General features: G+C 34.9%; 15 protein-coding genes. 7 read left to right on the plus strand and 8 right to left on the minus strand.

What is annotated here, in order from left to right; all coding sequences use genetic code 11:
• Window positions 1-77: 77 nt before the first annotated feature.
• Window positions 78-728 carry a sugar-binding protein gene (locus E0I61_RS11225; protein WP_131996852.1) on the minus strand — a complete coding sequence of 217 codons (651 nt, stop codon included), beginning with the start codon at window positions 726-728 and terminating at the stop codon, window positions 78-80.
• A 945-nt stretch (window positions 729-1,673) separates the two neighbouring features.
• On the opposite strand from E0I61_RS11225, the gene E0I61_RS11230 reads away from it, so the two are divergent.
• The 7 genes from E0I61_RS11230 (at window position 1,674) to E0I61_RS11260 (ending at window position 14,137) form a co-directional block, all read left to right on the plus strand.
• The gene (locus E0I61_RS11230; protein WP_132071474.1) at window positions 1,674-5,003 is read left to right on the plus strand and encodes a SusC/RagA family TonB-linked outer membrane protein; all 3,330 of its coding nucleotides are present in this window, start codon (window positions 1,674-1,676) and stop codon (window positions 5,001-5,003) included.
• Window positions 5,004-5,014: 11 nt separating this feature from the next.
• On the plus strand, window positions 5,015-6,586 hold the full coding sequence (locus E0I61_RS11235; RefSeq protein ID WP_132071476.1) for a RagB/SusD family nutrient uptake outer membrane protein: 1,572 nt from the start codon (window positions 5,015-5,017) through the stop codon (window positions 6,584-6,586).
• 29 nt (window positions 6,587-6,615) lie between these two features.
• A complete protein-coding gene (locus E0I61_RS11240; protein ID WP_131996861.1) occupies window positions 6,616-7,275 on the plus strand; it encodes a fasciclin domain-containing protein in 660 nt (219 codons plus the stop codon).
• 114 nt (window positions 7,276-7,389) lie between these two features.
• Window positions 7,390-8,487, plus strand: a complete 1,098-nt coding sequence (locus tag E0I61_RS11245) for a DUF5007 domain-containing protein (RefSeq protein ID WP_132071478.1) — start codon at window positions 7,390-7,392, stop codon at window positions 8,485-8,487.
• Window positions 8,488-8,905: 418 nt separating this feature from the next.
• A complete protein-coding gene (locus E0I61_RS11250; RefSeq protein ID WP_165930215.1) occupies window positions 8,906-10,501 on the plus strand; it encodes a discoidin domain-containing protein in 1,596 nt (531 codons plus the stop codon).
• Window positions 10,502-11,283: 782 nt separating this feature from the next.
• Entirely contained in the window at window positions 11,284-12,624 is a 1,341-nt protein-coding gene (locus tag E0I61_RS11255; RefSeq protein WP_132071482.1) for a DUF3472 domain-containing protein, read from the plus strand.
• Between the two features lie 166 nt (window positions 12,625-12,790).
• On the plus strand, window positions 12,791-14,137 hold the full coding sequence (locus tag E0I61_RS11260; RefSeq protein ID WP_394346064.1) for a Gfo/Idh/MocA family protein: 1,347 nt from the start codon (window positions 12,791-12,793) through the stop codon (window positions 14,135-14,137).
• A gap of 283 nt (window positions 14,138-14,420) precedes the next feature.
• On the opposite strand, the gene E0I61_RS11265 is transcribed toward E0I61_RS11260, so the two are convergent.
• The 7 genes from E0I61_RS11265 to E0I61_RS11295 all read right to left on the minus strand — a co-directional run bounded on the left by E0I61_RS11265 (window position 14,421) and on the right by E0I61_RS11295 (window position 23,552).
• On the minus strand, window positions 14,421-16,400 hold the full coding sequence (locus E0I61_RS11265) for a heavy metal translocating P-type ATPase (RefSeq protein ID WP_132071484.1): 1,980 nt from the start codon (window positions 16,398-16,400) through the stop codon (window positions 14,421-14,423).
• Entirely contained in the window at window positions 16,400-16,759 is a 360-nt protein-coding gene (locus E0I61_RS11270) for a heavy-metal-associated domain-containing protein (protein WP_132071486.1), read from the minus strand. The genes E0I61_RS11265 and E0I61_RS11270 overlap by 1 nt, the downstream gene beginning before the upstream one ends.
• Before the next feature lie 32 nt (window positions 16,760-16,791).
• Window positions 16,792-18,054 carry an efflux RND transporter periplasmic adaptor subunit gene (locus tag E0I61_RS11275; protein ID WP_132071488.1) on the minus strand — a complete coding sequence of 421 codons (1,263 nt, stop codon included), beginning with the start codon at window positions 18,052-18,054 and terminating at the stop codon, window positions 16,792-16,794.
• An 11-nt stretch (window positions 18,055-18,065) separates the two neighbouring features.
• A complete protein-coding gene (locus tag E0I61_RS11280; protein ID WP_235832115.1) occupies window positions 18,066-19,388 on the minus strand; it encodes a TolC family protein in 1,323 nt (440 codons plus the stop codon).
• A gap of 3 nt (window positions 19,389-19,391) precedes the next feature.
• The gene (locus E0I61_RS11285; RefSeq protein WP_132071490.1) at window positions 19,392-19,757 is read right to left on the minus strand and encodes a four helix bundle protein; all 366 of its coding nucleotides are present in this window, start codon (window positions 19,755-19,757) and stop codon (window positions 19,392-19,394) included.
• A 118-nt stretch (window positions 19,758-19,875) separates the two neighbouring features.
• Window positions 19,876-23,118, minus strand: a complete 3,243-nt coding sequence (locus E0I61_RS11290) for an efflux RND transporter permease subunit (RefSeq protein WP_132071492.1) — start codon at window positions 23,116-23,118, stop codon at window positions 19,876-19,878.
• A gap of 107 nt (window positions 23,119-23,225) precedes the next feature.
• Window positions 23,226-23,552 carry a DUF6660 family protein gene (locus E0I61_RS11295; RefSeq protein ID WP_235832116.1) on the minus strand — a complete coding sequence of 109 codons (327 nt, stop codon included), beginning with the start codon at window positions 23,550-23,552 and terminating at the stop codon, window positions 23,226-23,228.
• Window positions 23,553-23,662 lie beyond the last annotated feature (110 nt).

The raw sequence follows: 23,662 nt of genomic DNA on the forward strand, positions 1-23,662 counted from the left end.
AATTCCAGAAATGATTCTTTTACCTATTGACATTGTAAATTCTGAAAATGCGGAGTATTATATTGAATAACACCATTCTATTCTTTTAAAACAAAGACTCCGAAGGAAGAAGCGATGTGGAAATTTGGGGTTTCAGTATTTGGGTTTACCCAAGTGATCCAGTTTGGTTCTAAACATTCATTTTGTGCCTTTATATACTTTGCTCGAAAAACACCGGCTTCTATTGTATTGTTTTTGATTAGATTAAAACTTCTTAAAGATTCGATACTAATGGATCCTTCAACTGTAAAAGAATTAGCATTTATGGATGATTTAACTATTAAATCATTCTTGGGCCAATTCCAATTAAAATCAAAGTCCTTATTGGGATGCGCCATAAAATCCATAACCCTTGGTGAAGGATCAATCTCCAAACAATAATACGGATTTAGCGAAGCATCAGATCTAAAAAAAAGCTCAACTCTATCAGAATTATTAATACTTTCAATACTATCATCCTGCTTTTCTATATGAATTTCGGTATCAAAAACAGTAAAATTAAAAAATAATTTTTCTCGATCCCAAAGTGCTTTAAATATAATTTCTGATCCATCTTCAGTACTCCACGGAGAAATAAAATCATCTAAAATAATAGCATTATCCCATAATTTATCATCTCCATTTCCGGAAATATTCAGCTGATTTTTATCTATTAAATTTACCTCATAGGTATTCACTTCTTGTTTCATATCACTTTAGTATTAATTTTTTTTAGTACTCAAATATCAATATTACATCCTCTTTTCGAATGAAATTTATTTAAAGCTCACAGCTATTTATACAGTACAATAGGTCTTGATTCAATATGTAAAAACTGCCTGAAATTTTAGCCAAATATAATTAAAAACTATTGAGAAGTGCAAAGTTTTAAGAATCTTAAAATAGCTTTTAAAAAAAGGGATTTGTCGCCTTAAATAATAGCAATGCTTAATTCATTTCTCAAGAAATTACAGCGAATTAGAATGAAATAAAAATAAGATTTATGCGACCCGGTTTTATTTTAAAATAAAACTAAACTAATTCAGTATCAATGTAAAAGATGCTGTTTATATTTTACTTCTTTGAGCATCCCTTAATTAAAGACATTAATTAAACAGGCGTTGTGCTAAGTGTTATTATTACGGAAAGGGCAAAAAATTATAAAAAAAAATGTTTTTTATGCTTTTTTTGTGCTCGAGAACAAAATTATTATGTGTTCGAGCACATTTTTCATGCATTTTATTGTTTTGTAATAAAAAAAAATATACTTTCGGCATAATTAAGAGTTTAATCAATAGATTTCAATCTTAAAAATATTGCTTTTTGATTATTTTAATTAGAAAAATTCTGAAAAAGAATGGATTATTTTATAAAGACAAATAGTCCTAAAAAAGGAAGTGAAATAGAAAAGTGATTGACCTTTTTTTATAATACTATCTAATTATTTTTCGAAAAAAAAACAGCAACTAATTAAATTTTGCTTTAGTTGGATTTTAGAAAAAAGAGAATGTTAAAGCATGTAAAATATAACGAGTAAAAGAACTCATGAATTCATGTCTTTTGAAAATGAGCAACAGTAGTATGGATTTAGATTAATCATAAAAGAACCAAACATTAGATAACAACTTTTATTAACCATTAACCAAACCAAATTTATGAAAAGAAAGTTACACTCGGAAGAGTCCGAGAAGTTTACAAGGCAAAAAAAAATAATTCCTTGGACAACAAAAAAAGCGGCATTTGTATGTCTTATATTTTTTAACCTCACTGCCTTCGCAAACAATGAAGATTTTTCTCTTAACCACGGAAAAGACATCATAAAAAGAGGTTTTGAGAGCATAAAAGTAGTACAAGACATCACCATTACCGGAAAAGTAACGGGAGAATTAGGGGAAAACCTTGCTGGAGCTTCTGTTAAAATAAAAGGATCAACAAAGGCGGTGTCTACAGGACAAGATGGAAGCTTTTCCATCGTAGCTAAAGATACGGATGTTTTGGTCGTTTCCTTTATTGGATATGTTACTAAAGAAATTACGGTAGACAACCAAAAAGAAATCAAAATTAGACTTAAACCAGAACAAAACGAATTAAGTGACATTGTGGTTATTGGATATCAAAAGGCGCATAAAAAAAATGTGAATGCTGCAGTTACCACAATAAGTAGTAAACAATTAGAATCGATACCCGTATTAAGTGTATCTGCTTTGATAGCCAGCTTATCCACAGGGGTCCAGACTCCTAGTCAAAGTGGAGCTCCCGGAGGAAGAGGTTCTGTTGTTATTCGTGGTAACTCGAATATGTCAGGAAGTGTTGATGGTACAGGATATAGCAATCCGCTATATGTGATTGATGGAGTGCAAACTTCCTTGGAAGATTTAGCAGGATACAACACCTCTAATACAGACTTTTTGGCTTCACTGAATCCAAATGACATTGAAAGTATCGATTTACTCAAAGACGCCTCTGCTGCTGCCATTTATGGATCTCGTGGTGCTAATGGGGTAATTATTATTACGACCAAAAAAGGTACTGCTTTAGACAAGCCAGAATTTAATTTTTCGATGAATACGGGTATTTCGCCAATTCCTCAATTGGTTCCTATGTTAGTAGGCTCAGCAGAAAGAAATGCTAAAATGGGTATGATTGACAAATGGTGGAAAACACAATATGCACAAGGTACTCAAGTACCGATGGTGCTATCTGACAGTTTGAATCCTGCATTCAATAACAATGTGGATTATCAAGGGATGTTTTATAGAACAGGACTTACTCAAAAATACAATTTAAGTGTGAGAGGTGGATCTGAAACTTCAAATTACAGAGTGTCATTAGGATATGATAACGCAGAAGGAGTAATTCAAAACTCTGGATTTAAGCGCTATACTTTGGCCACGAATTTAAATTCAAAAGTTGGAAAAAGTTTTGAAAACCAACTTCGAATAAGTTTAACTTTTACGGACAATCAAACAGGGCAAGGGAATCCAGATCAAGGTAATTTTCAATTTAACACTACTTTACCAACTGATCCAGCGAGCTTAAACTCCTCTTTGTTTTATATTTCGGATGAAAAAAAGCAATCATTCAGGGGAGAATTGAACGAGAAATTGAATACTGATGAAGCTATTCTAACTACGATTTCGAACTTTTCCAGGTTTAATCTCTATGATGGACTTACATTCAATACCCAATTTAATTTTGTGTACAGTACCGAAAAGAAAAACTATTACGAACCTTCAACGCTTCGTGAGGAAGGAGATGGTTTAGCCAGTTATGCTTTATATACTCGTAAAAATTTATCGTCGGATATTTATTTAAGTTATTATAAAACGGTTAAGGATCACACTTTTACCGGTATTTTGGGTACTAAAACAGATTATAACAAATACGAAGACATGGGTCTTTGGGCTCAAGGTTTTGGTAGTGATGCTATCCAAGTAATCAATGATCGATATACTAAAGGAGAGATGTATGGTTATACGAGTATAGAATCCAACGCATTGCTGTCTTATTTTGGACGCTTCGGTTACCGATTCAAAGAGCGTTATATGATTGATGGTAGTTATAGTATTGATGGATCTTCCCGTTTTGGTAAAGATGTACGTTGGGCAAAATTCCCATCCGTATCTGTGGGTTGGATATTTTCTGATGAGCCTTTCATCAAACGCAATACTTCAAATATTTTAAGTTATGGTAAGCTAAGAGCCAGTTATGGTGTAAACGGGAAACAATTTGACGCCAACTTTTTAAGATATGGGTCTTATGACCTAGGATACGGAGGAAATCCATTATGGTCAAACACAATGAATGTTTCTACTTATGGAGGAGTGACAGGGGTTGTACCTAATTATAATGCCATTGGAAATTCAAAACTGTCTTGGGAAAATTCAAAACAATGGAACATAGGGGTAGATTTGGATTTGTTTGACAATAGAGTAAACGTAACTTTTGATGCGTATAACAAAAAAACAGATAAATTATTCTTTGATGTACTCTTCCCTGCTTATTCAGGTTATAATAAAGCTAAAGCGAATGTTGCCGGGGTAATGAACTACGGATGGGAAACCATGATTAAATGGCAGGTTTTTCCAAGAGCGAATGATTGGAATCTGGAGTTAACAGCTGGTTTTAGCCAAAACAAAAATTTTGTGACCAAACTTCCTAACGGAAACAGAGATTTCTATGGAGTAGATGTCAATGGCAGAGGTTTTGGATATGTTGTTGGCTTACCGCTTAACCTTCCAGTGTTATTCAGAAACGAATATATATTGGATAACATGAGTCAATTGCCGGTGAACCCTTATACAGGACAACCGCTTCATGGTAAAGGCGCTTGGGCAGCAATAGCCCCAGGTTTTCCTATCTGGAAAGATTATAACGGAGATTATCTTCTATCAGATGAGGACGGACTAAAAGATAATATATTAGACACTAAATTTAAACCTACGCCGGATATTATAGGTTCGTTTAATGTGAACTTAAAATACAAAGGATGGTATTTGCAAGCCTATAGTCAATTCTCATTTGGATCTGATATTATGAATACGGTTCTACAGGGTTATATGGATCGATATGATAGAGGAGATACAGAATGGGCTCAAAAAGGTTTAGCTGATTTAAGCAACCTGACTTTCTGGCAACAACCGGGTGATGGTGCTGCTGGAGTACGTTTCCCGGCACTGTATCCTTCGGTCAATGGTTTACCGCCTTATTATAGATTTAGAGATGGTCAATCTTTATGGATGGAGAGCGGTGATTTTTGGAAAATTTCCAATGCTTCCTTAGGATACACGTTTGATAAAGGTCCTATTTTAGAAAAATTAAATTTATCACGTGTTCGTATTTACGGCTCTGTATTAAATCCGTACCAATGGCAACGATCTAAAACGGTTACAGATGCTTCTCAGGTAGATGAACACGGATATACGTATGGTAATGGGTATCCGCAAGCAAAAACGATTTCTTTTGGATTGGATGTTAAATTTTAAATGAATTGAAAATGAAAAAAAATATAAAAATTAAAGTAAGCGTCCTGGTTTTGTGTTTGTTCAGCATGATAGGCTGTTCGGACATATTAGACCAAGAACCTTTAAGTATTACAACTCCGGATAACTTTTGGGTTTCTCAACCCAATGCGGAATCGGCCGTTGCCGGCTGTTACGGATTGTTGAAAAATACGCTAATGGATAATTCCGCCTTTCTTTATTGGGGAGAGTTTACCGGCATGACCTTTATGAATAGTAACAACTGGATTTCGAATTATATTGAAGGAAGTGGAAATTATGTATTGGCCTATAGAGACAATACCCGCAACTGGAAAGGTTTTTACAGAGCTGCTAACTGGGCTCTTGCTATTGAAAAACATGTAAGCAAAATGCCAGACAGTAAATTTAAATCGGTAGCCGAAAAAAATAGGATTATTGGTGAGGCTGCATTCATCAGATCGCTGTCGTATTTCTATATGGCACGTATTTGGGGTGATGTGCCTATTATTGATGAGGTTATTGAGTCTTCAGATCAGTTAATAGGAGGTGATGGTTATATCGTTACAAAAGCGAGAGAAGAGGAGAAGAAAGTTTTAGATTATTCTCTGGCAGCGGCCAACAAAGCCATCAGTCTATTGCAATATTCCTCACCTGGAAATCCTAAATGGGCCATTACAGCCAATAGAGGAAGTGCTGAGGCCTTGAAAGCGCACATCTCCTTATGGTATGCCAGCAGAGATAATAATAATCCACAAATGATTGCTCAGGCCGTTGCTGCTGCCACTTCGGTAATCAACAATAGTAACGCATCACTTATTGATTATACTACTAATCTTGTTGTAGACCCTATCACAGGTACTGCTACAAATAAAGATTTTGATGAAATGTGTATCGGACAATCGAAAACGAGTCTTTTTGAAATCAATATCAGTTCTGAGATGAATGAATCTTTCAGAGTATCTAGTGATGATAACACGCATACGGGATTAACATTAAATTATCCTGTTTTTAAAGAAGCAAACTATGACAAATCGCCCTATATCGATCCTGAATTTTATGGGTCTAAGATGATGGATAGTGACTCTGACAGAGACAATGATGTGCGTAAAGATTTATTTTTCTCTGATTATAATAGATCAGATGAATCCTATCTTACAAAATATTCGCATCGATCAAAAGATCCAAGTGCGACGGATACCTATGCTAATTTTTCGGAATCCAATATTTTGATTTTCAGATTGGCTGATATTTATCTTCTTAGAGCCGAAGCCAATATGAAATTGAATAATCCTTCAGCGGCTGTTGCTGATATCAATATAATCAGAAGCAAAGCTAATGTTCCTAATTATACCGGAGCTACAGATAAAGCGTCGCTTACTAAAACTATTTTTGACGAACGTGCCATTGAGTTGGTAGGAGAAGCGCAATCAGGATTTGACAGGATCAGAATGAATTATTATACAGGAGTAAATTGGACGAATCCGGCCAGAACCGCCAAGGAAGGCTATTTTTGGCCTGTTGATCCTTCAATTATCTCCATTAATTCAGCAATTATCCAGACCGATTACTGGAAAGGAAGATTGTAAATTATTTAATAACCTAATAAGGATAAAACATGAAAAATATAGTAATACTAATAATCATTCTATTTGGCTTTTATTCATGCTCCAACGACGATTACCTTGTTGATGGGGGTGTAGCCGATCAAAATGTAAAAATGAGTACGTATGACTTTTTAAAGTCTAATAAACAACTAGACACTTTGGCGCTATTGATTCAAAGGGCAAATATGATTGATGTGGTGAATACCAAATCAACAACTTTTTTTGCCCCGAATAATCTTTCGATCAAAAATTATGTCAAAGCAATTTTGGCCAAAAAACTAAAATTAGACCCAACGGCAACCTTTACGGTAAATGATATTCCGGTAGCGGAATTAAAAGTTATGTTGGGAAATTATATTTTCGACCAAACTTTAGATCGTAGTAAACTGGTAAAAGTAGGAAAAGTGTATACTACCCATAGTGGGGAGGAAAGATTGCTTTCACTGGAACCTGTTGAGCAGTATACCGGACAACTGGATAATTTTCCGGAATATGTGTATTACACTTTTAAAGTGGGTGCGACTTGGGATCCTACTGATGCAATTTCTAATGACGTGAAAGAGGCTGACAAGAAAACAGTGGTTAGAACCTCCAATTTACTTTCTACCAATGGGGTCATTCACGTGCTTCAAGGGAACCATATTTTTTCAAATTATATACCAACTCCATAAATTGAAATTGTAAGTTAATCTAATAACCGATAAAGAATATGAAATAGACCGGATTGAAATTATTTTCTCATGGTTTATTTCATATAATCTTTAAAAAATATAAAAAAATTACATATGAAAAAGATAATCTGTTTTTTAATGATTACTGCATTTATATCATCATGTGAGCAGCCCGAAGTGGGCTACATCAGTGATAATATACATGCGTTGCAAGATACGATAACCGTTCCGCGTGGCGTGTTTATGTCTTCAGTGCCTCCTGCTGTCGAAGGATCTACCTATCCGATAGAATGGAAGATCACCGGTATTACGGATAAAGATGGGAAACCATCCACTGAATTGCAAGAGGAACACGAGATTTTAATTTGGAAAAAGTCTTTTGATCCTACTACGGATACTACGCTGGAATTGGCTATGAAAAAATTGGAGCTTTCGAAAAGAGCCTCCATTTTGATGAATCCCGTGAGTGGGGAGTTTATATTTACTCAAGCAACTAAATTTGTTGTAAAAAATAATTTTAATATCAATATTAGTGCTAAAAACGTCCGTGGAGAACGTCAACTAGATAAATTCACACACGTAAAACTGGGGCCATTTAATGCGGTTGAATTCCCTAATGCTACCCGTGTTCAGACACAATTTGTAAATCAAACTACCGGAGCTTTAACTGGTGCCTTAGATTATCAAGTTGTAAATCAATTTGATCCCAAAATTCCAAATGTTCTGAATGGAACGGACAAATATTTTTCCGTTAAGAAGGTAAGTGATGAGCCAAAATTAGGGATAAAAGTAAAAATGATTGTTGCAGATAGTAAAAATACTCCCATAGCTCCTTCCAAAGTTATCTTTTTTGTCAACGGAGGTGCTACTTTAGCTAATTTCCACGACAATACGATTACGCCTGAAATAAGTGCAAACGGAACCACATTTGCGCTTCCGGCTCCACCGTTTCCACAATATTCCAGGACGTATAGAGATCCAAACGATCTTAATAGATTTCTAATGTATTATTTAACTACAAATGATGCCTATACTTTTGATAGAGCTGCTTTTGAAGCGGAAAAAGGTGTGAAACCAGATTCATTTTATGCACCTTTTAAGGATGCCAATGGAAATATCGTTGTCAGAGGTTATATCAGATGGGCTATTAAAATTAATGATTCCGGTACGTATGAACTTACGATGAGAAATCCTTATACAATTAAGAAATAGTCTTATTCTAAAATAATATTTTTTTTTGTTAGTTGAAAAGGTGTCATCACATTTATTTATGATGGTGCCTTTTTTAATATGAGTTATTGATTAGGTTTGAAGTAGTGTGTTTGTCATACCTTAAAATTAGCTGATAAACCAAGCAAGTTTACTAGTTCAAAATGGAAAATATAATAATTAACCTGTATAATAGGCTTAATTCATTTACTGCAAGGATTACGTCTCCTTTTTGAAATCCATATTACGAAACCCAAAAAACATATATAACTAAATCAATCATTAAATCACATTCAATTGAAAATTGCAAATGAAAAGAACATAAATTATCGCATGCAAATGATTGAGAATTTATAGATCAGCAGTTTTTTAACAAAAAATGATTGAATCGCTATTACTAACTATAAATAAACCAAAAACTATGAAAAAACAATTCATCCTATTCCTCTCGCTGATTTCCATAATCACATTTCAGTCCTGCTCCAATGATGGCCCTGATCTAGCACCAACACCGGTATCAGAGTTTAATTATACGAGCGACAAAACGCATAGCCTGAACGTTGTTTATTTTATTCCTAATGACGTAACGGCACCAGCAGATTACCATCGCCGTTTAAGCGAGATTCTCTTAAATGTGCAAGATTTTTATGGAAAAGAAATGGAGCGTAATGGATATGGATATAAAACTTTTGGTTTATTAAAAGATGAAGTCAAAAAAAGAATTAAATTGATTGTAATAACAGGAAGCAAAGGAAAATCTGCTTACCCATATGACGGGGGAGCTAGTGCAATTAAACTGGATATCGAAAATTACAAAGCCTCACATTCAACAGAATTTACAGGTGATCATTATTTAGTTATTACAGCTGCAACAACTTATGATGCCAATGGAGAACCGGGCGGAGTTCCTTTTTATGGAACGGGTAAGTATTGCTATGCACTGGATTATGCCGATCAGGACATCAAATATTTAGGAGCTGGAGGAACTTTGGGTATAAGAGCTACCAAATGGATTGGCGGTATGGTGCACGAACTGGGACACGGATTGAATCTGCCGCACAACCGTCAGAAATATTCGTCGGATAGTTCATTGGGGATGGCATTAATGTGGGCCGGTAACAGTACTTGGGGTATTTCAAAAACGTTTTTAACCGCTGCTGATTGCGCGGTGCTGAATACAAACCAAATTTTTAATACCGGCAACAATAATAATTATGATGCTGTTACTGCCTCTATCAAGGAAATACAAGCGAGCTATGATGCCACTAAAGCAGCAATTATAGTTACAGGAAAATACAGCAGTACTTCTCTGGTTAAAGATATATTGTATTTCAATGACCCAAATGTAAATAACGAAGGTACGGGTGTCAACAGAGATTATAATGCCATTACATGGACTTCTAAGTCTGTTAGTACTGATGGATTTGCTGTAGAAATACCTATAGCTGATCTGGAATTCAAAGCAGATAATATTGCTTATGAGTTAAAAGTGAAATTGGTACATCAAAATGGTAGTGTAACGGAGACAATCTATTCCTATACCTTTTTGTCCGGTAAACCGGTACTGAACTTTACCACTCGTAACGAAATAGCTAAGACAGGATGGAGCGTTGTTTCTTTCAGTTCTCAAGAAACCTCTGGCGAAGCAACTCCAAATGGACTGGCTGCGAATTTAATTGACGGGAATGCAGCTACTTATTGGCATTCGCAATGGACAGGTACTGGAGCAATTTATCCGCATCAATTTGTAATTGATATGGGGAGTTCTAAAACAGCCAATGGATTAAGTATTACACAAAGATCTGGTTTACAACGTGCCATAAAAAATGCGGAACTTTTTACCAGCACTGATGGAATCAACTTCACCTCTGCCGGACCTTATACGTTTGCCAACTCAAATGGTCCACAGTATTTTGATTTCACTGCGCCAAAAACGTTTCGCTATTTTAAAATCGTAGGTAGCACTGCCTGGGATGGTTTGCAATTTGCTTCCCTAGCCGAAATAGGAATGTATTAATCAAGCTATATTGAAAAATGTAGTCTCTTTTTAGTTGTGTGGATGTAATTTAATATATCTAATATCGGACTTTTGCTTCTTGCAGAAATACCAATTTATTAAAAAGCTCGAACAGTACTGTTCGAGCTTTTTATATGTATCTTAAACATGTTATGGAACAAATTCGATTAAAAAAAATACTAATTGATTGCTTTGAAAGGTACCGCAGCCATTTATTATTTGCACTTTTAATACTTGATATTGAATTGGTATTATTAGGTAATTCAAAATAAAATTCAGCACATTTTTTCAATAATCAACTAAAGCTCAAAATGAAATAAATTACGAGTTTAAAACACATTCATCAAATCTATTTCTACCTCAAAAAGAATATTTAATTCCTTTATTATTAACTTGAATGATTCTTCTTACAAGCTGTTTTCCTCTCCCAATCATTGCAAATAGTGTTAAAAAAAAACTGATTAGACGAGTGCTACCGTCAATTATCATTTTATGAATACAGCATCATTTTAAATATAAAAAAACATATAAAATATTTTTTCATTGCTCAATAATACAAATATTGTGTGTTCGAGCACATTTCTTGCTGTTTTGCTTGTTTTATAAAAATATAATCTATAATTTCGTCATAAATAAAAAAATAATACTTCTTTTTTTGGTTCAAAATTTGATGCTTTTGAAAATTAGACAAGAATGATGTTTTTAAAAAAAGTCATTTGTTTAAGAGTAAAAAGTATCAGAAAAGGTAAATCCCTGAATAGAAATAAGTATAAAAAATTAAGATGAAAAACAAAATTTTCGCAAAACTAGTAGCAATCACATTATTGATTTCACTTACTTCTTGGAGTGACAGAAGTAGTGCTATTAATGAGGATAATTCCAAAATGATAATTGAATTTTCTTTGCCTCTAGGTGGAAATGCTTTTAGTTCTATCCCTCTTGGAGAAGTTGAAACCATTACAAAAAATGGAATTGAAAAATGGACCAATTCCGAGGAATATTTTACCGCTTATTTTCGAATTTCTGAACCAGGAGTATTCCAATTCTCAATAGATAAAGAATCATTGGTAGTTCTTGGAAAATCAACTTTAGAATTCACCATAAATAACGAATCCAAAAGAGTTGAATTCAACGATACCAAAAAAGATTCTTATCAAATAGGACGTTGGGAAATTAAAGAAGCAGGTTATGTTGCTTTAAAAATAAAAGGGATCAGCAAGAATAAAAGTAATTTTCCTGCTATTTCAAAATTAACAATTAACAGTTCGATAGCTAAAGATAAAATTGCATTTGTTCAAAATAACGAAGGAAGTTTTTATCATTGGGGAAGAAGAGGACCATCTGTGCACTTAAGTTATCAAGTGCCTGTAGATAAAAACATCGAATGGTATTACAACGAAGTTACGGTTCCAAAAGGACAAGATATTATAGGTTCTTATTATATGGCAAATGGCTTTGCAGAAGGATATTTTGGTATGCAAGTTAACTCTGGTAAAGAGCGTAGAATATTGTTCTCCGTTTGGAGCCCATTTGTAACAGATGATCCGAAAAGCATTCCGGAATCTAAAAAAATTAAACTCCTTAAAAAAGGTTCAGACGTAAAAACAGGCGAATTCGGTAATGAAGGTTCTGGAGGTCAAAGTTATTTGAAATACAATTGGATCGCTGGGAACACGTATAAGTTTTTACTTCGTGGAACTCCTCAAAACGATAATTCAACCACTTATACCGCTTACTTTTTTGCACCTGAATTAAACAAATGGCAATTAATCGCCAGCTTTAACCGTCCGGAAACTAGTACTTTTTTAAAACGATTTCATTCATTTTTAGAAAACTTTTCTCCGGAACAAGGGAATATGTCTCGCGAAGTATTATTCAAGAATCAATGGTATTGTGATGATACCGGAAATTGGACAGAGGCAAACTCCGCAAAATTCACAACAGACAATACTGGTACTATTGGCTACCGTATGGATTATTCAGGAGGTTTGTTAAATAATGATTCATTCTATTTGAAAAACGGAGGTTTTTTTAATAATTTCACTAAAACTCAAAGTGTTTTTACAAGACCATTAAGCGATAAAAAGCTTGATATTAATTTAAAAAATTTGCCTTTAAATTAAAACTATTATTGCATCGGTTTTTTAAACCAAGCTGTAAATAAAATGATTTGATTCAAAACAGAACAGCATAAAGTTGATAGTCGATAAGAGACTGTCTTCCCTATTTTTTTTAACTATTTAATTTACCATTAAAATGAAATCTACTATTTTTAAATCACTATTAATTATGTGTTGCCTTTTAGGATGGGTTGGTTCGTCTGCCCAAATGATAAAGACTCCTGCTCCAAAACGTGATAAAGGACAAACGGATGTATTACGTCTTGCTACAGCTCCCATTCCCAATGTTCGTATTGCATTTATCGGTTTAGGTATGCGCGGTCCAGGTGCAGTGGAGCGTATGACTCATATTCCGGGAGTTGAGATTGTTGCGTTGTGTGATATGTTGGAAACCAACACTAAATCGGCAAATGAAATTCTTACTAAAGCAGGACTTCCTAAAGCAAAAGAATTTTTTGGGGATGAAAATGCTTGGAGAAAAGTAACTGCTCTTCCTAATGTAGATCTTGTATATGTAGCAACAGATTGGAAAAACCATGCGAAAATTGGCGTTCAAGCCATGAAAGATGGTAAAAATGTAGCTATTGAAGTTCCTGGAGCAATGACAATGGAAGAAATTTGGGACTTGATTAATACCTCCGAAAAAACACGTAAACATTGCATGCAATTGGAGAATTGTGTGTATGATTTCTTTGAATTGACCACATTAAATATGGCTCAACAAGGATTGTTCGGCGAAATTCTTCATGCCGAAGGGGCATACATTCATGGTTTGCAACCTTTCTGGGGTGAATATTGGAACAACTGGCGTATGGATTATAACAAAAAACACCGTGGAGATATTTATCCAACACACGGGATGGGACCTGCTTGCCAGGCGCTAAATATCCACCGTGGTGATAAAATGAACTATTTGGTTTCTATGGATACTAAAGCAGTTGGTAATCCGGCGTATATTAAAGAAAAATCTGGAATAGAAGTAAAAGACTTTAGAAACGGGGATCATACAATGACCATGATTCGTACGGAAAAAGGAAAAACAATCCAAATCCAACATGATGTTACTTCTCCTCGTCCTTATAGCCGTATGTATCAAGTTAGCGGAACAAAAGGTTTTGCAAACAAATATCCAGTTGAGGGTTATGCATTGGATTCAAAAGCAATTGGGTCTGATATTGCTCCAAATCATGAAAACTTAAGTGCACACAAGTTTGTACCTGCAGAGGTAAAAAAAGCATTAATGGAAAAATACAAGCATCCAATTGTTAAGGGAATCGAAGAACAAGCTAAAAAAGTTGGCGGTCACGGAGGTATGGACTTCATAATGGATTATCGTTTGATCTATTGCCTTCAAAAAGGGCTTCCATTGGATATGGACGTTTATGACTTGGCGGAATGGTCTTGTCTTGTTCCATTAACGGAAATTTCTCTCGATAATAATTCGACTCCTGTTGAAATACCTGATTTCACTCGTGGAGGTTGGGACAAATTAAAAGGTTTAGAGTTTTCTAAATAAGAAAAAATAATTATTTTTTTAAGTAAACCCGCTCCTACCAGAGCGGGTTTTTCTTTGTAGCTGTAGAACAAGTTTTACATAAGCTTTGATAATGTTCTACATTTTGTTGTTATTAAGATGGTTACTATTGTTGTTTATTTATAAGACCAACAAGTGGATTTTCTGTAAATGAAAAAAAAATGCATGAAGCTAATTTTGGAACCATCCAACAACCTATTTTTCGTTCGGTTTAAACGATAATCTTCCGAATAATTTTCAAGTACTCCCGATAAATGTCTCAGACTTAAAACTTCATTCGCTGTATTCTCACCGCATTCAAAATCGCCAATAAAGCTACACCAACATCGGCAAAGACGGCTTCCCACATGGTGGCTAATCCTCCTGCACCAAGAATTAAAACAATGCCTTTAACCACAAATGCCATTGTAATGTTTTGCCACACTATTTTCTTAGTTTGTTTTCCAATGCTTATGGCTGTAAAAATCTTTACAGGCTGGTCGTTTTGAATGACAATGTCTGCAGTTTCAATAGTTGCGTCACTTCCTAAACCGCCCATTGCAATTCCGGCATCGGCAAGGGCAACTACGGGTGCGTCATTTACACCATCGCCAACAAATGCAATTTTTAGGTTTTGTAATTTCAATTCCTCGACTTTCTCGACCTTGTTTTCTGGCAATAAATCACCATAAGCTTGGTCAATGTTTAATTCTTTTGCAACTGCATCTACAACGGCTTGTTTATCACCCGAAAGCATTACGGTTTTTACGTTTATTTTATGCAAACTCTGAATCGCTTCTTTGGCGTCTTCCTTGATTTCATCGGCAATTAGAAAATAGCCTGCATATTTTTGATTGATTGCAATAACGATAATCGTGAAAGGGGTATTATCGATTTCGACATCATAACTGATATTGAATTTTTTCATCAATTTGACGTTTCCTGCCAAGATTTCATTCCCGTCCACTTTTCCTTTAAGGCCATGACCTGCAATTTCTTCTACAGCAGTAACGGTTGCATTTTTTTCTGCCCCTTTTGCATATTCGATAATAGCAGTCCCAACGGGATGTGTCGATTTGGTTTCGAGCGCGGCTGTATATTTTACTAATTCGGCTTCCGGAATTTCCACAGCAACGACTTTTTGTACTTTGAAAACCCCTTTGGTCAACGTTCCCGTTTTGTCCATAACCACCACTTGAATGGATGCCATTAGATCCAGAAAATTAGATCCTTTAAATAGAATCCCATTTTTACTCGCTGCGCCAATTCCGCCAAAATATCCTAATGGAATAGAAATAACCAAGGCACAAGGGCAGGAGATAACCAGAAAAATTAAGGCTCTGTACAACCAATCATTGAATGCATAATCATCTAAAAATAAAATGGGCAATAGGCAAATGGCAATTGCAAGTAGCACTACAATTGGCGTATATATTTTAGTAAATTTTCTAATGAATAATTCGGTTGGTGCTTTTTTGGCTGTTGCTTCCTGCACCATTTCTAAAATTTTTGATAATTTACTATCGGTGTAGGCAGTTGTCACTTCGACCAGAACAACCGTATTCAGATTAATCATTCCGGCAAGAACGGTTTCGTCTTTTTGTTTGGTATCCGGTTTACTTTCTCCTGTTAGCGCTGCGGTGTTGAACGAGGCCGTATCAGAAAGTAGTTTTCCGTCTAATGCTAGTTTTTCACCTGGTTTTAGTTGAATAATTTCTCCAATGGTGATTTCAGATGCTTTTTTTATAGTCGCATTTTCTCCATTCATTACTGTTGCTTCATCAGGTCTTTGGTCTAACAATAATTTGATGTTTGTTTTGGCTCTTTGAACTGCCAAGGTTTGAAACACTTCTCCAACGGCATAAAAAAGCATAACCGCAACACCTTCGGGATATTCGCCAATAGCAAATGCACCAATTGTAGCAATACTCATCAATAAAAATTCCGAAAACACTTCTCCTTTGCGAATGCTTTCCAATGCTTCTTTCAAAACAGGGAAGCCTACCGGAAAATAGGCAACTACATACCAAATTATCCTTGCCCAACCTGTAAACCAAGTTTGCGGTAAATAATTATCAAAACCAATGGCAACAAGAAGCAAAACGAATGAAATAATTGCGGGTAAGAACATTTTAATCAAACTGTCATTTCCACTAGAATGGTCGTGTCCATCATCATTAGAATGTTCTGATTTATAGTCAACGTCAACGGTACAACATCCCGTTTGCTTGTCGATTTTGCTTTTTGCATCATATTTCTGTTCCATTATTCCAATCCTTTACAACAATTATCTAGTCTTTCGTAGCCTGCAGGATCTGCTTTTACTTCATCGGCATCATAACCCAGTTTTGAAATAGCCACTTTTATAGTTTCTAAATCTGTCTTTTTAGGATTAAAATATACTGTAAATGCCATTGCCTTATCATCAAGAGTGTACATTTTTACCCCATTAATTTTTAACATTTCTGTTTTAAATTTTAAGCCACACGTTTCACATTCCTTGCAATGATCGCAGTTTAATGTTGTTTTGATAACAACTTTTTGATTATTTTTTTGGGCTACAGCCGTATTTGAAATAAAGAATACGGCGATTAACAGGATTGTTGTTTTTAATAATTTTCTCATTTTTAGTATTTTTAAGATTTATAAATTAATTTTTAATGGTCATGACTACCGCCACCTTTCATAGCTGACAAGAGATAGAATGCTCCTTTTACCACAATTTTTGCATCGGCAGGAATTTCTGCTACAAATTTAACTTCGGTGTAGCCTAAATCTGTTGTCCCCGGAATTACTTCAATGGCTTTAAAGTCGACTTCTTTATGTATTTCCTCTTTGCCTATTGCCTTTTGCTTATTGCTGACTGGCACTTCATGATCTTCTTCCTGAATAAAGATAAAATATTTATCCCCATTTTTTACAATTGCCTCTTTTGGCAAGGAGGGAACCGTTGTATTGTGAATGTTGATATTAGCCGAAACATACATTCCGGAAATTAAACCTTTGGCATCGCCCGGATTAATTTTAGCATGCACCGCTACGGTTTTACTCTCATTAGAAAACGATTTATTGATGCCGAATATTTTTCCTTTGATCGATTTATTCGATTGGTTGGTTAAAACAAAATCTATTTCCTGACCTACTGAAATAGTACCTAAATCTTTTTCATATACATTCAAATCCAAGTGCATTTGGCTGTTGTCGACTACTTCAAAAAGTGTAATTCCAGTATCAGCAAATGCCCCTTTTGAGATGTTTATTTTTCCAACGTAACCGCTAATTGGCGATACAATTGGCACTAAAGAACTGCTGCTGTTTGGGCTTACATTCAAGGCGGCTAATTTGGTTTTAGCGGCTTGTGCTCTGGCTTTCTCGACAGCTAGTTTTGATTTTACTTCTTGAAATATTTTTCGGGGATTTACGTTTTCATCGCTTAAAGTTTTTTGACGATTGAACTCTAATTGCAAATATTCTATAGTGGCTGTTGCCGATTTATAATCTTCCTGCATTTCAATAATATCAAGATTTTGTATGGTTGCGAGTACTTTTCCTTTATTTACAAAAGTGCCTTCCAGTATATAAATATCCTTTACAACACCACTAATTAAGGTTGAAATATTCGCCGCATTCTGTGGCGGAACTGTGGTGTAACCGTTGGCTTTTATGACTGTATTTAAATTACGATTTTCCACAATACCAAATTCAATGCCGACTGTTTTGAATTGTGTTGCAGTTAAAGCGACCTCATTTTCGGATTTTTCTTCTTCTTTCACTTCTTCTGTTTTTTTATCGTTACATGAGACCAGAAAAAATATGCAATAGACAATGGGCAATAAAAAATAAGTAAATCTGTTTTGCTGAAAATTACCTATTGTAAATTGCTTATTGCTTATTATTTTGTTTTCAAATATATTTTTCATTTTTTAGATTATTAATTGTTAGAAATGGATGGAAATTGCAGCTGAATAGCACTTTGATTGAATGAATTTAGCGTTTCAGCATGTTGCTTTTTAATATCAATTGCCTGGTTTAGAAAACTAATGTAAGTCCAATACGTCATATCGCCGTTGGCATAACTTTTTTGAGCCGTTGTAATAATTTGTTCGGCATATTGCAGACCTTCATTCTGGTAATATTCTAACCCTTTTTGTTGCTTTTCAAACTCGTTTCGTAATTCCTGCATTTGTAATCGCAGCGAAAGTTTGTTTTTATCTAATTCTAATTGCGATTGCGAAATACTAATTGCTGATGCTTTGGCTTTAGCGGTATTCACACCACCAAATAAAGGAATTTGTAAACCTGCCGTAAATCCTTGAAAATAGGATTTCGTATCAATTGTTTGTGCAAAATAACCCAATCCTAATTTTGGTGTTCTTTGTGCTTTAAATGTATTTGCTTCTTTTTGGTACACCGAAATTTGTTGTTGATAATACTCGGTCACTAAACTTTCAACTTTTGATTTATTTGTATCCGTTAGGGATGAAAACTGTAATGGAGTCGCACTGTCCGGAACAATATTTAGTTCCGTTTGAACAAAAAACTGCAATTGTTTTTGATAAATAGCCAAGTCATACGCTAATTGTGCTTTTTGGGTTTCAATTTCTTTAACCTTTGCTTTTGCACTAATGACTTCGATATTTCCACTTTCGCCAGTATTGAAACGAAGGGTTGCATTTTTAAGGAATTTGGTATAAATAGTGTTCAATTCATTGTTTAATTTTTGAATAGAAATACCAAATAGATATTGATAATAGGATAATGTTACGGCTTTCTCTATTTCATATTCTGACAATGCTTTACGCCTTTCGGCCAATTTGACCAATTCTTCCTGTAGTTGTCGATTGGCTTTGGTAATTTTTCCGATAGGGAAATATTGTTGTATCGAAATATTATGGTCGTAGTCCTTGCTGTTAAACTGTCCGCCTTGATACTGAATCTGTAAAGGATCAACTTGAAAAGCAGTTTTTTTGAGTACGGTCTGTTTTTCAATTGCTGCATCGGCAATTTTTAAATCGATATTGTTTGATTTAGCCATTTCGATAGTTTTTTCTAAAGAAATAGGCAATTGGCAATAAGCAAAATTGCAAGTTAAAAATAATAGGCAAAAAGCAAATTTGCTTCGCAAGGAATTAGCAATAAGCAAATTTACTTTGCAAGAAATAGGCAATGGGTAATTAGCAAATCTTCTTCGTAGGTAATTGGCAATTTTGCACATTGCATATTGCATATTGCCAGTTTTTTTATATTTTTTCATTGCTTAATATTTTTCAGGATTATTTATCATATGAAATAATAATTTTCCAACTTCTTCATTCTGAGAAATAAGATTTTGTTTTATTTCAACATTTATATATTCACACGCAAATGCAAACTCAATCCAAATTCCTGTTTCAGAATTTTCAGCATCGCAATCGGTTAGTTTTGATATGAAATGTGCCGGATATCTTTTTTTGCGGTAAGCTTCAGCAAGGTTTGCAGATACAATTCTTGAACTTCGACGTACTTGGTCAGTTAAAGAATATTTTTCTTCTTTTGGAAATGATTTACTTATTTCAAAAATTTGCATTGCTAACAAAAACGATTTTTTAAAAACTGTTGTCTCTTTAAAACTATATACACTCATTTTTTTATTGTTTTTTTAAATTATAATAATCCTTGGAATCACCATCAGCAAAAAACTAATTATTTGTTCCCAATTGCTTATTGCTTATTTCAAATTGCTTATTGCTAATTATTTATTCTTAATTGTTTGTTTCAAATTGCTTATTGCTAAATTTTTCAAATAATAAATACAAAATCGGTAAAACGATTAGCGTTAATAATGTTGCCGAAAATAATCCGCCAATAACAACAGTGGCTAATGGTTTTTGGACTTCGGCACCGCCACTGGTCGATAATGCCATAGGTAAGAAACCTAACGATGCAACCGCGGCAGTCATTAAAACGGGGCGTAATCTTGTTTTTGTTCCTATTAAAACACGTTGCAAGGGGTCGGTTATTCCTTCCGCTTTAAGTTGGTTGAAATAAGAAATCAATACAATTCCGTTTAATACTGCGATTCCAAACAAAGCAATAAAACCTATTCCTGCCGAAATACTAAACGGCATGCCACGCAACCACAATGCAAATACGCCACCAATGGCTGATAATGGAATGGCTGTAAAAATCAATCCTGCTTGTTTGAAACTATTGAAGGTAAAAAATAACAATACTAAAATTAATCCCAAAGCAATAGGTAAGGCTACTGAGAGTCTTTTTGTTGCTTCAATCAAGTTTTCGAACTGACCACCATAAGTGACATAATAACCTGCCGGAAGTTTAAAATCTGTATCTAGTTTTTGTTGAATTTCTTCGACTACACTTTTAATATCACGACCGCGAACATTTAATCCAATTGTAATTCTTCGTTTACCATCTTCACGGCTCACTTGCACCGGACCTTGTTCATAATCGATTGTGGCTACTTGCGAGAGCGGCACTTGTTGCCCGTTTGGTAACGGAATAAATAAATTGCTAACATCGGTAATGTCCGTTCTGTTGGCTGCGTCCATGCGAACGACTATATCAAATCGTTTGCTTTCTTCATAAATTTTTCCGGCAGTTTCCCCTGCAAAAGAAGAACGAATAATTTGGTTTATATCCGAAATATTTAGACCATATAAAGCGATTTTGCTGTAATCGTATTTTACCGTTATTTGAGGTAAACCCGTTACTTTATCCGCTTTCAAATCGCCAATCCCTTCTATATTGTTAATTTTCGAAATAAGTTCTGTCGCTTTTGTATCTAAAACTTCTAAGTCATCTCCAAAAATCTTAATGGCAATATCACTCCGGCTTCCTGTCATTAATTCATTGAAACGCATTTGAATGGGTTGCGAAATTTCTATTGTTGCACCAGGAATGGCTTCCATTGCTGACTTCATCAAATTGGCTAAATCTTCCCAATTGTCGGCAGAAGTCCATTCGCTTTTGTCTTTGAGCACAATAATTAAATCGCCACTTTCAATAGGCATTGGATCGGTTGGGATTTCCCCACTACCAATTTTTGTTACGATTGTTTTTATTTCAGGGAATTTTGCTTTTAGGATTTTCTCGTATTCTGTAGTGGTTTTAACCATTTGCGAAAGCGAGCTTCCAGTCATAATAGTGGCATTAATGGCTAAATCACCTTCTTCGATGGTTGGGATAAATTCGCCTCCCATATTTTGAAAGATAACAATAGCCAATACGAACAGCCCTAAAGCAATCGCTAAAACGGCTTTCTTAAATTGTAACGCTTTATCTAAAAATGGAGCGTATATTTTTTCAAACCAAGCCATCATTTTATCACTGAAATTGGGTTTGTGTTCCGTGTTTTTTGATAAAAACATCGCGCTCATCATAGGAACATAAGTCAATGACAAAATAAATGCTCCAATGACTGCAAAGCCTACGGTCATTGCCATAGGTTTGAACATTTTCCCTTCGGTACCCACTAATGCTAAAATGGGCAGGTAAACAATCAAAATTATAATTTCTCCAAAAGCGGCACTGTTCCGGATTTTTGATGCAGATTTATAAACTTCGGTATCCATTTGCTCCTGAGAATATTTTGAATTGACAATAAGCAAATCAGCTTCGCTGGCAATAGGCAAAGTTCTTTCAGAAGCAATTGGTAATTTTCCTTCATTGCCAATTGCCAATTGTCCATTGCTAATTTCTAATTGCCCATTATTTTTTTTCTTATACAAATGATGCATCGTTGCTTCGACAATGATTACCGCGCCGTCGACTATGATCCCAAAATCGATGGCACCTAAACTCATCAGGTTTCCGCTTACGCCAAAATAATTCATCAGTATCACAGCAAAAAGCATTGCTAACGGAATTACAGAAGCAACAATTAATCCGGCACGAAGATTTCCAAGAAATAAGATCAATACAAAAATCACTATTAAGGCTCCTTCGAGTAAATTTTTAGTGACTGTTCCAATGGCGCTATTCACTAATTTTCCTCTATCGATAAAAGCTTCGGCAACCACCCCTTCGGGTAATGTTTTGTTAATCTGGATCATTTTTTCATTAATCCGATTGACTACAGCACTAGAGTTTTCACCTTTTAGCATTAAAGCTAAACCACAAACAATTTCACCTTTTCCGTCTTTTGTGGCAGCTCCGTATCTTAATGATATCCCTTCATTTACGGTGGCTACATCTCTCACTAGTACTGGCGAACCATTTCGGTTTTTGACTACCACATTTTCTAAGTCTCTAATGCCGGTAGCCATACCAACACCTCGAATAAAATAGGCATATTGGTCTTTTTCTATGTAGGCGCCTCCGGTATTTTGATTGTTTTTTTCTAAGGCATCAAAAATTTCAGTTATGGTTACGCCCAGACTATTTAAAGTATTGGGATTTACCGAAATTTCATATTGTTTTAGTTTTCCACCCCATGTACTGACTTCTGCAATGCCTTCAATTCCTTGTAATTGAGGTATAATAATCCAGTCCTGAATGGTTCTTAATTGGACTGCATCATATTTATCTTCATAGCCTTTTTTGGCATATACATCGTATTGATATATTTCTCCAAGTCCGGTTGTAATAGGTGCTAATTCTGGTGAACCTGCATATTTTGGGATGTTTTCTTCGGCTTGCTTTAGCCGTTGAAAAATTTGTTCTCTTGCCCAATAAATATCCACATCATCTTTAAAAACAACTGTAACTACCGAAAGTCCAAAACGAGAAATACTACGAAGCTCTATGACTTTTGGTATTGTTTTCACGGCTTGTTCCAGTGGATACGTGATCAACTGTTCTACTTCCTGACTGGCTAATGTAGGGGCGGTAGTAATGATTTGTACCTGATTATTAGTCACATCGGGTAAGGCATCTAACGGTAAATTTTTAAGGGAATAACTGCCCCAAGCTATAAGTACAAGGGTAAGTAAAAGTATAATGAACTTGTTCTTTATACTAAATTGTATGATTTTGTCTAACATTTTTATATTATAATGAATGAGAAAAAGGGACAACTAATTGCCCTTTAAATACTGTGGAAAAACCACAACTTTCTGACCCGAATCCCGAAGTGTCGGGACGGGCATCATTATACTATTTGTGGCGGTTGCCAAATGCTTCCGAAGAAACTGGAAGCAAAAACGGATTTGTAAGAAGGTAGCTGAATGGTTATAACAGCCGAAACTACTGAAAAAGCAAAAGAAATACTTGGCTGATAACTTAATACCTGTGCGCCACAACAATTACAAAAACAAAAGGGCGAACAAGAATCTTTCTCTTTATCGTGGGAATGTTCCTCATTATTTGACGTAAGTTCTGTCAAAGCATGTGCAGGACTATTTACTTCCATATCTGCGCAAGGCAAACAAGAAAGTGCTATCAGGTAAATTGATGCTATAGTTGTAATCCATTTCACAAATGTAAAAGTAGGAATAAAAATTAAATGATTTAAATATTTTAAAGGTCGATTTAAAAAACCAGTAAAATCTAGCAGCTTAACTTGTTCTCTAATGTGACCCTTACAGG

It is taken from the genome of Flavobacterium ranwuense (genome assembly GCF_004349315.1).
GTDB classification, from domain to species: domain Bacteria; phylum Bacteroidota; class Bacteroidia; order Flavobacteriales; family Flavobacteriaceae; genus Flavobacterium; species Flavobacterium ranwuense.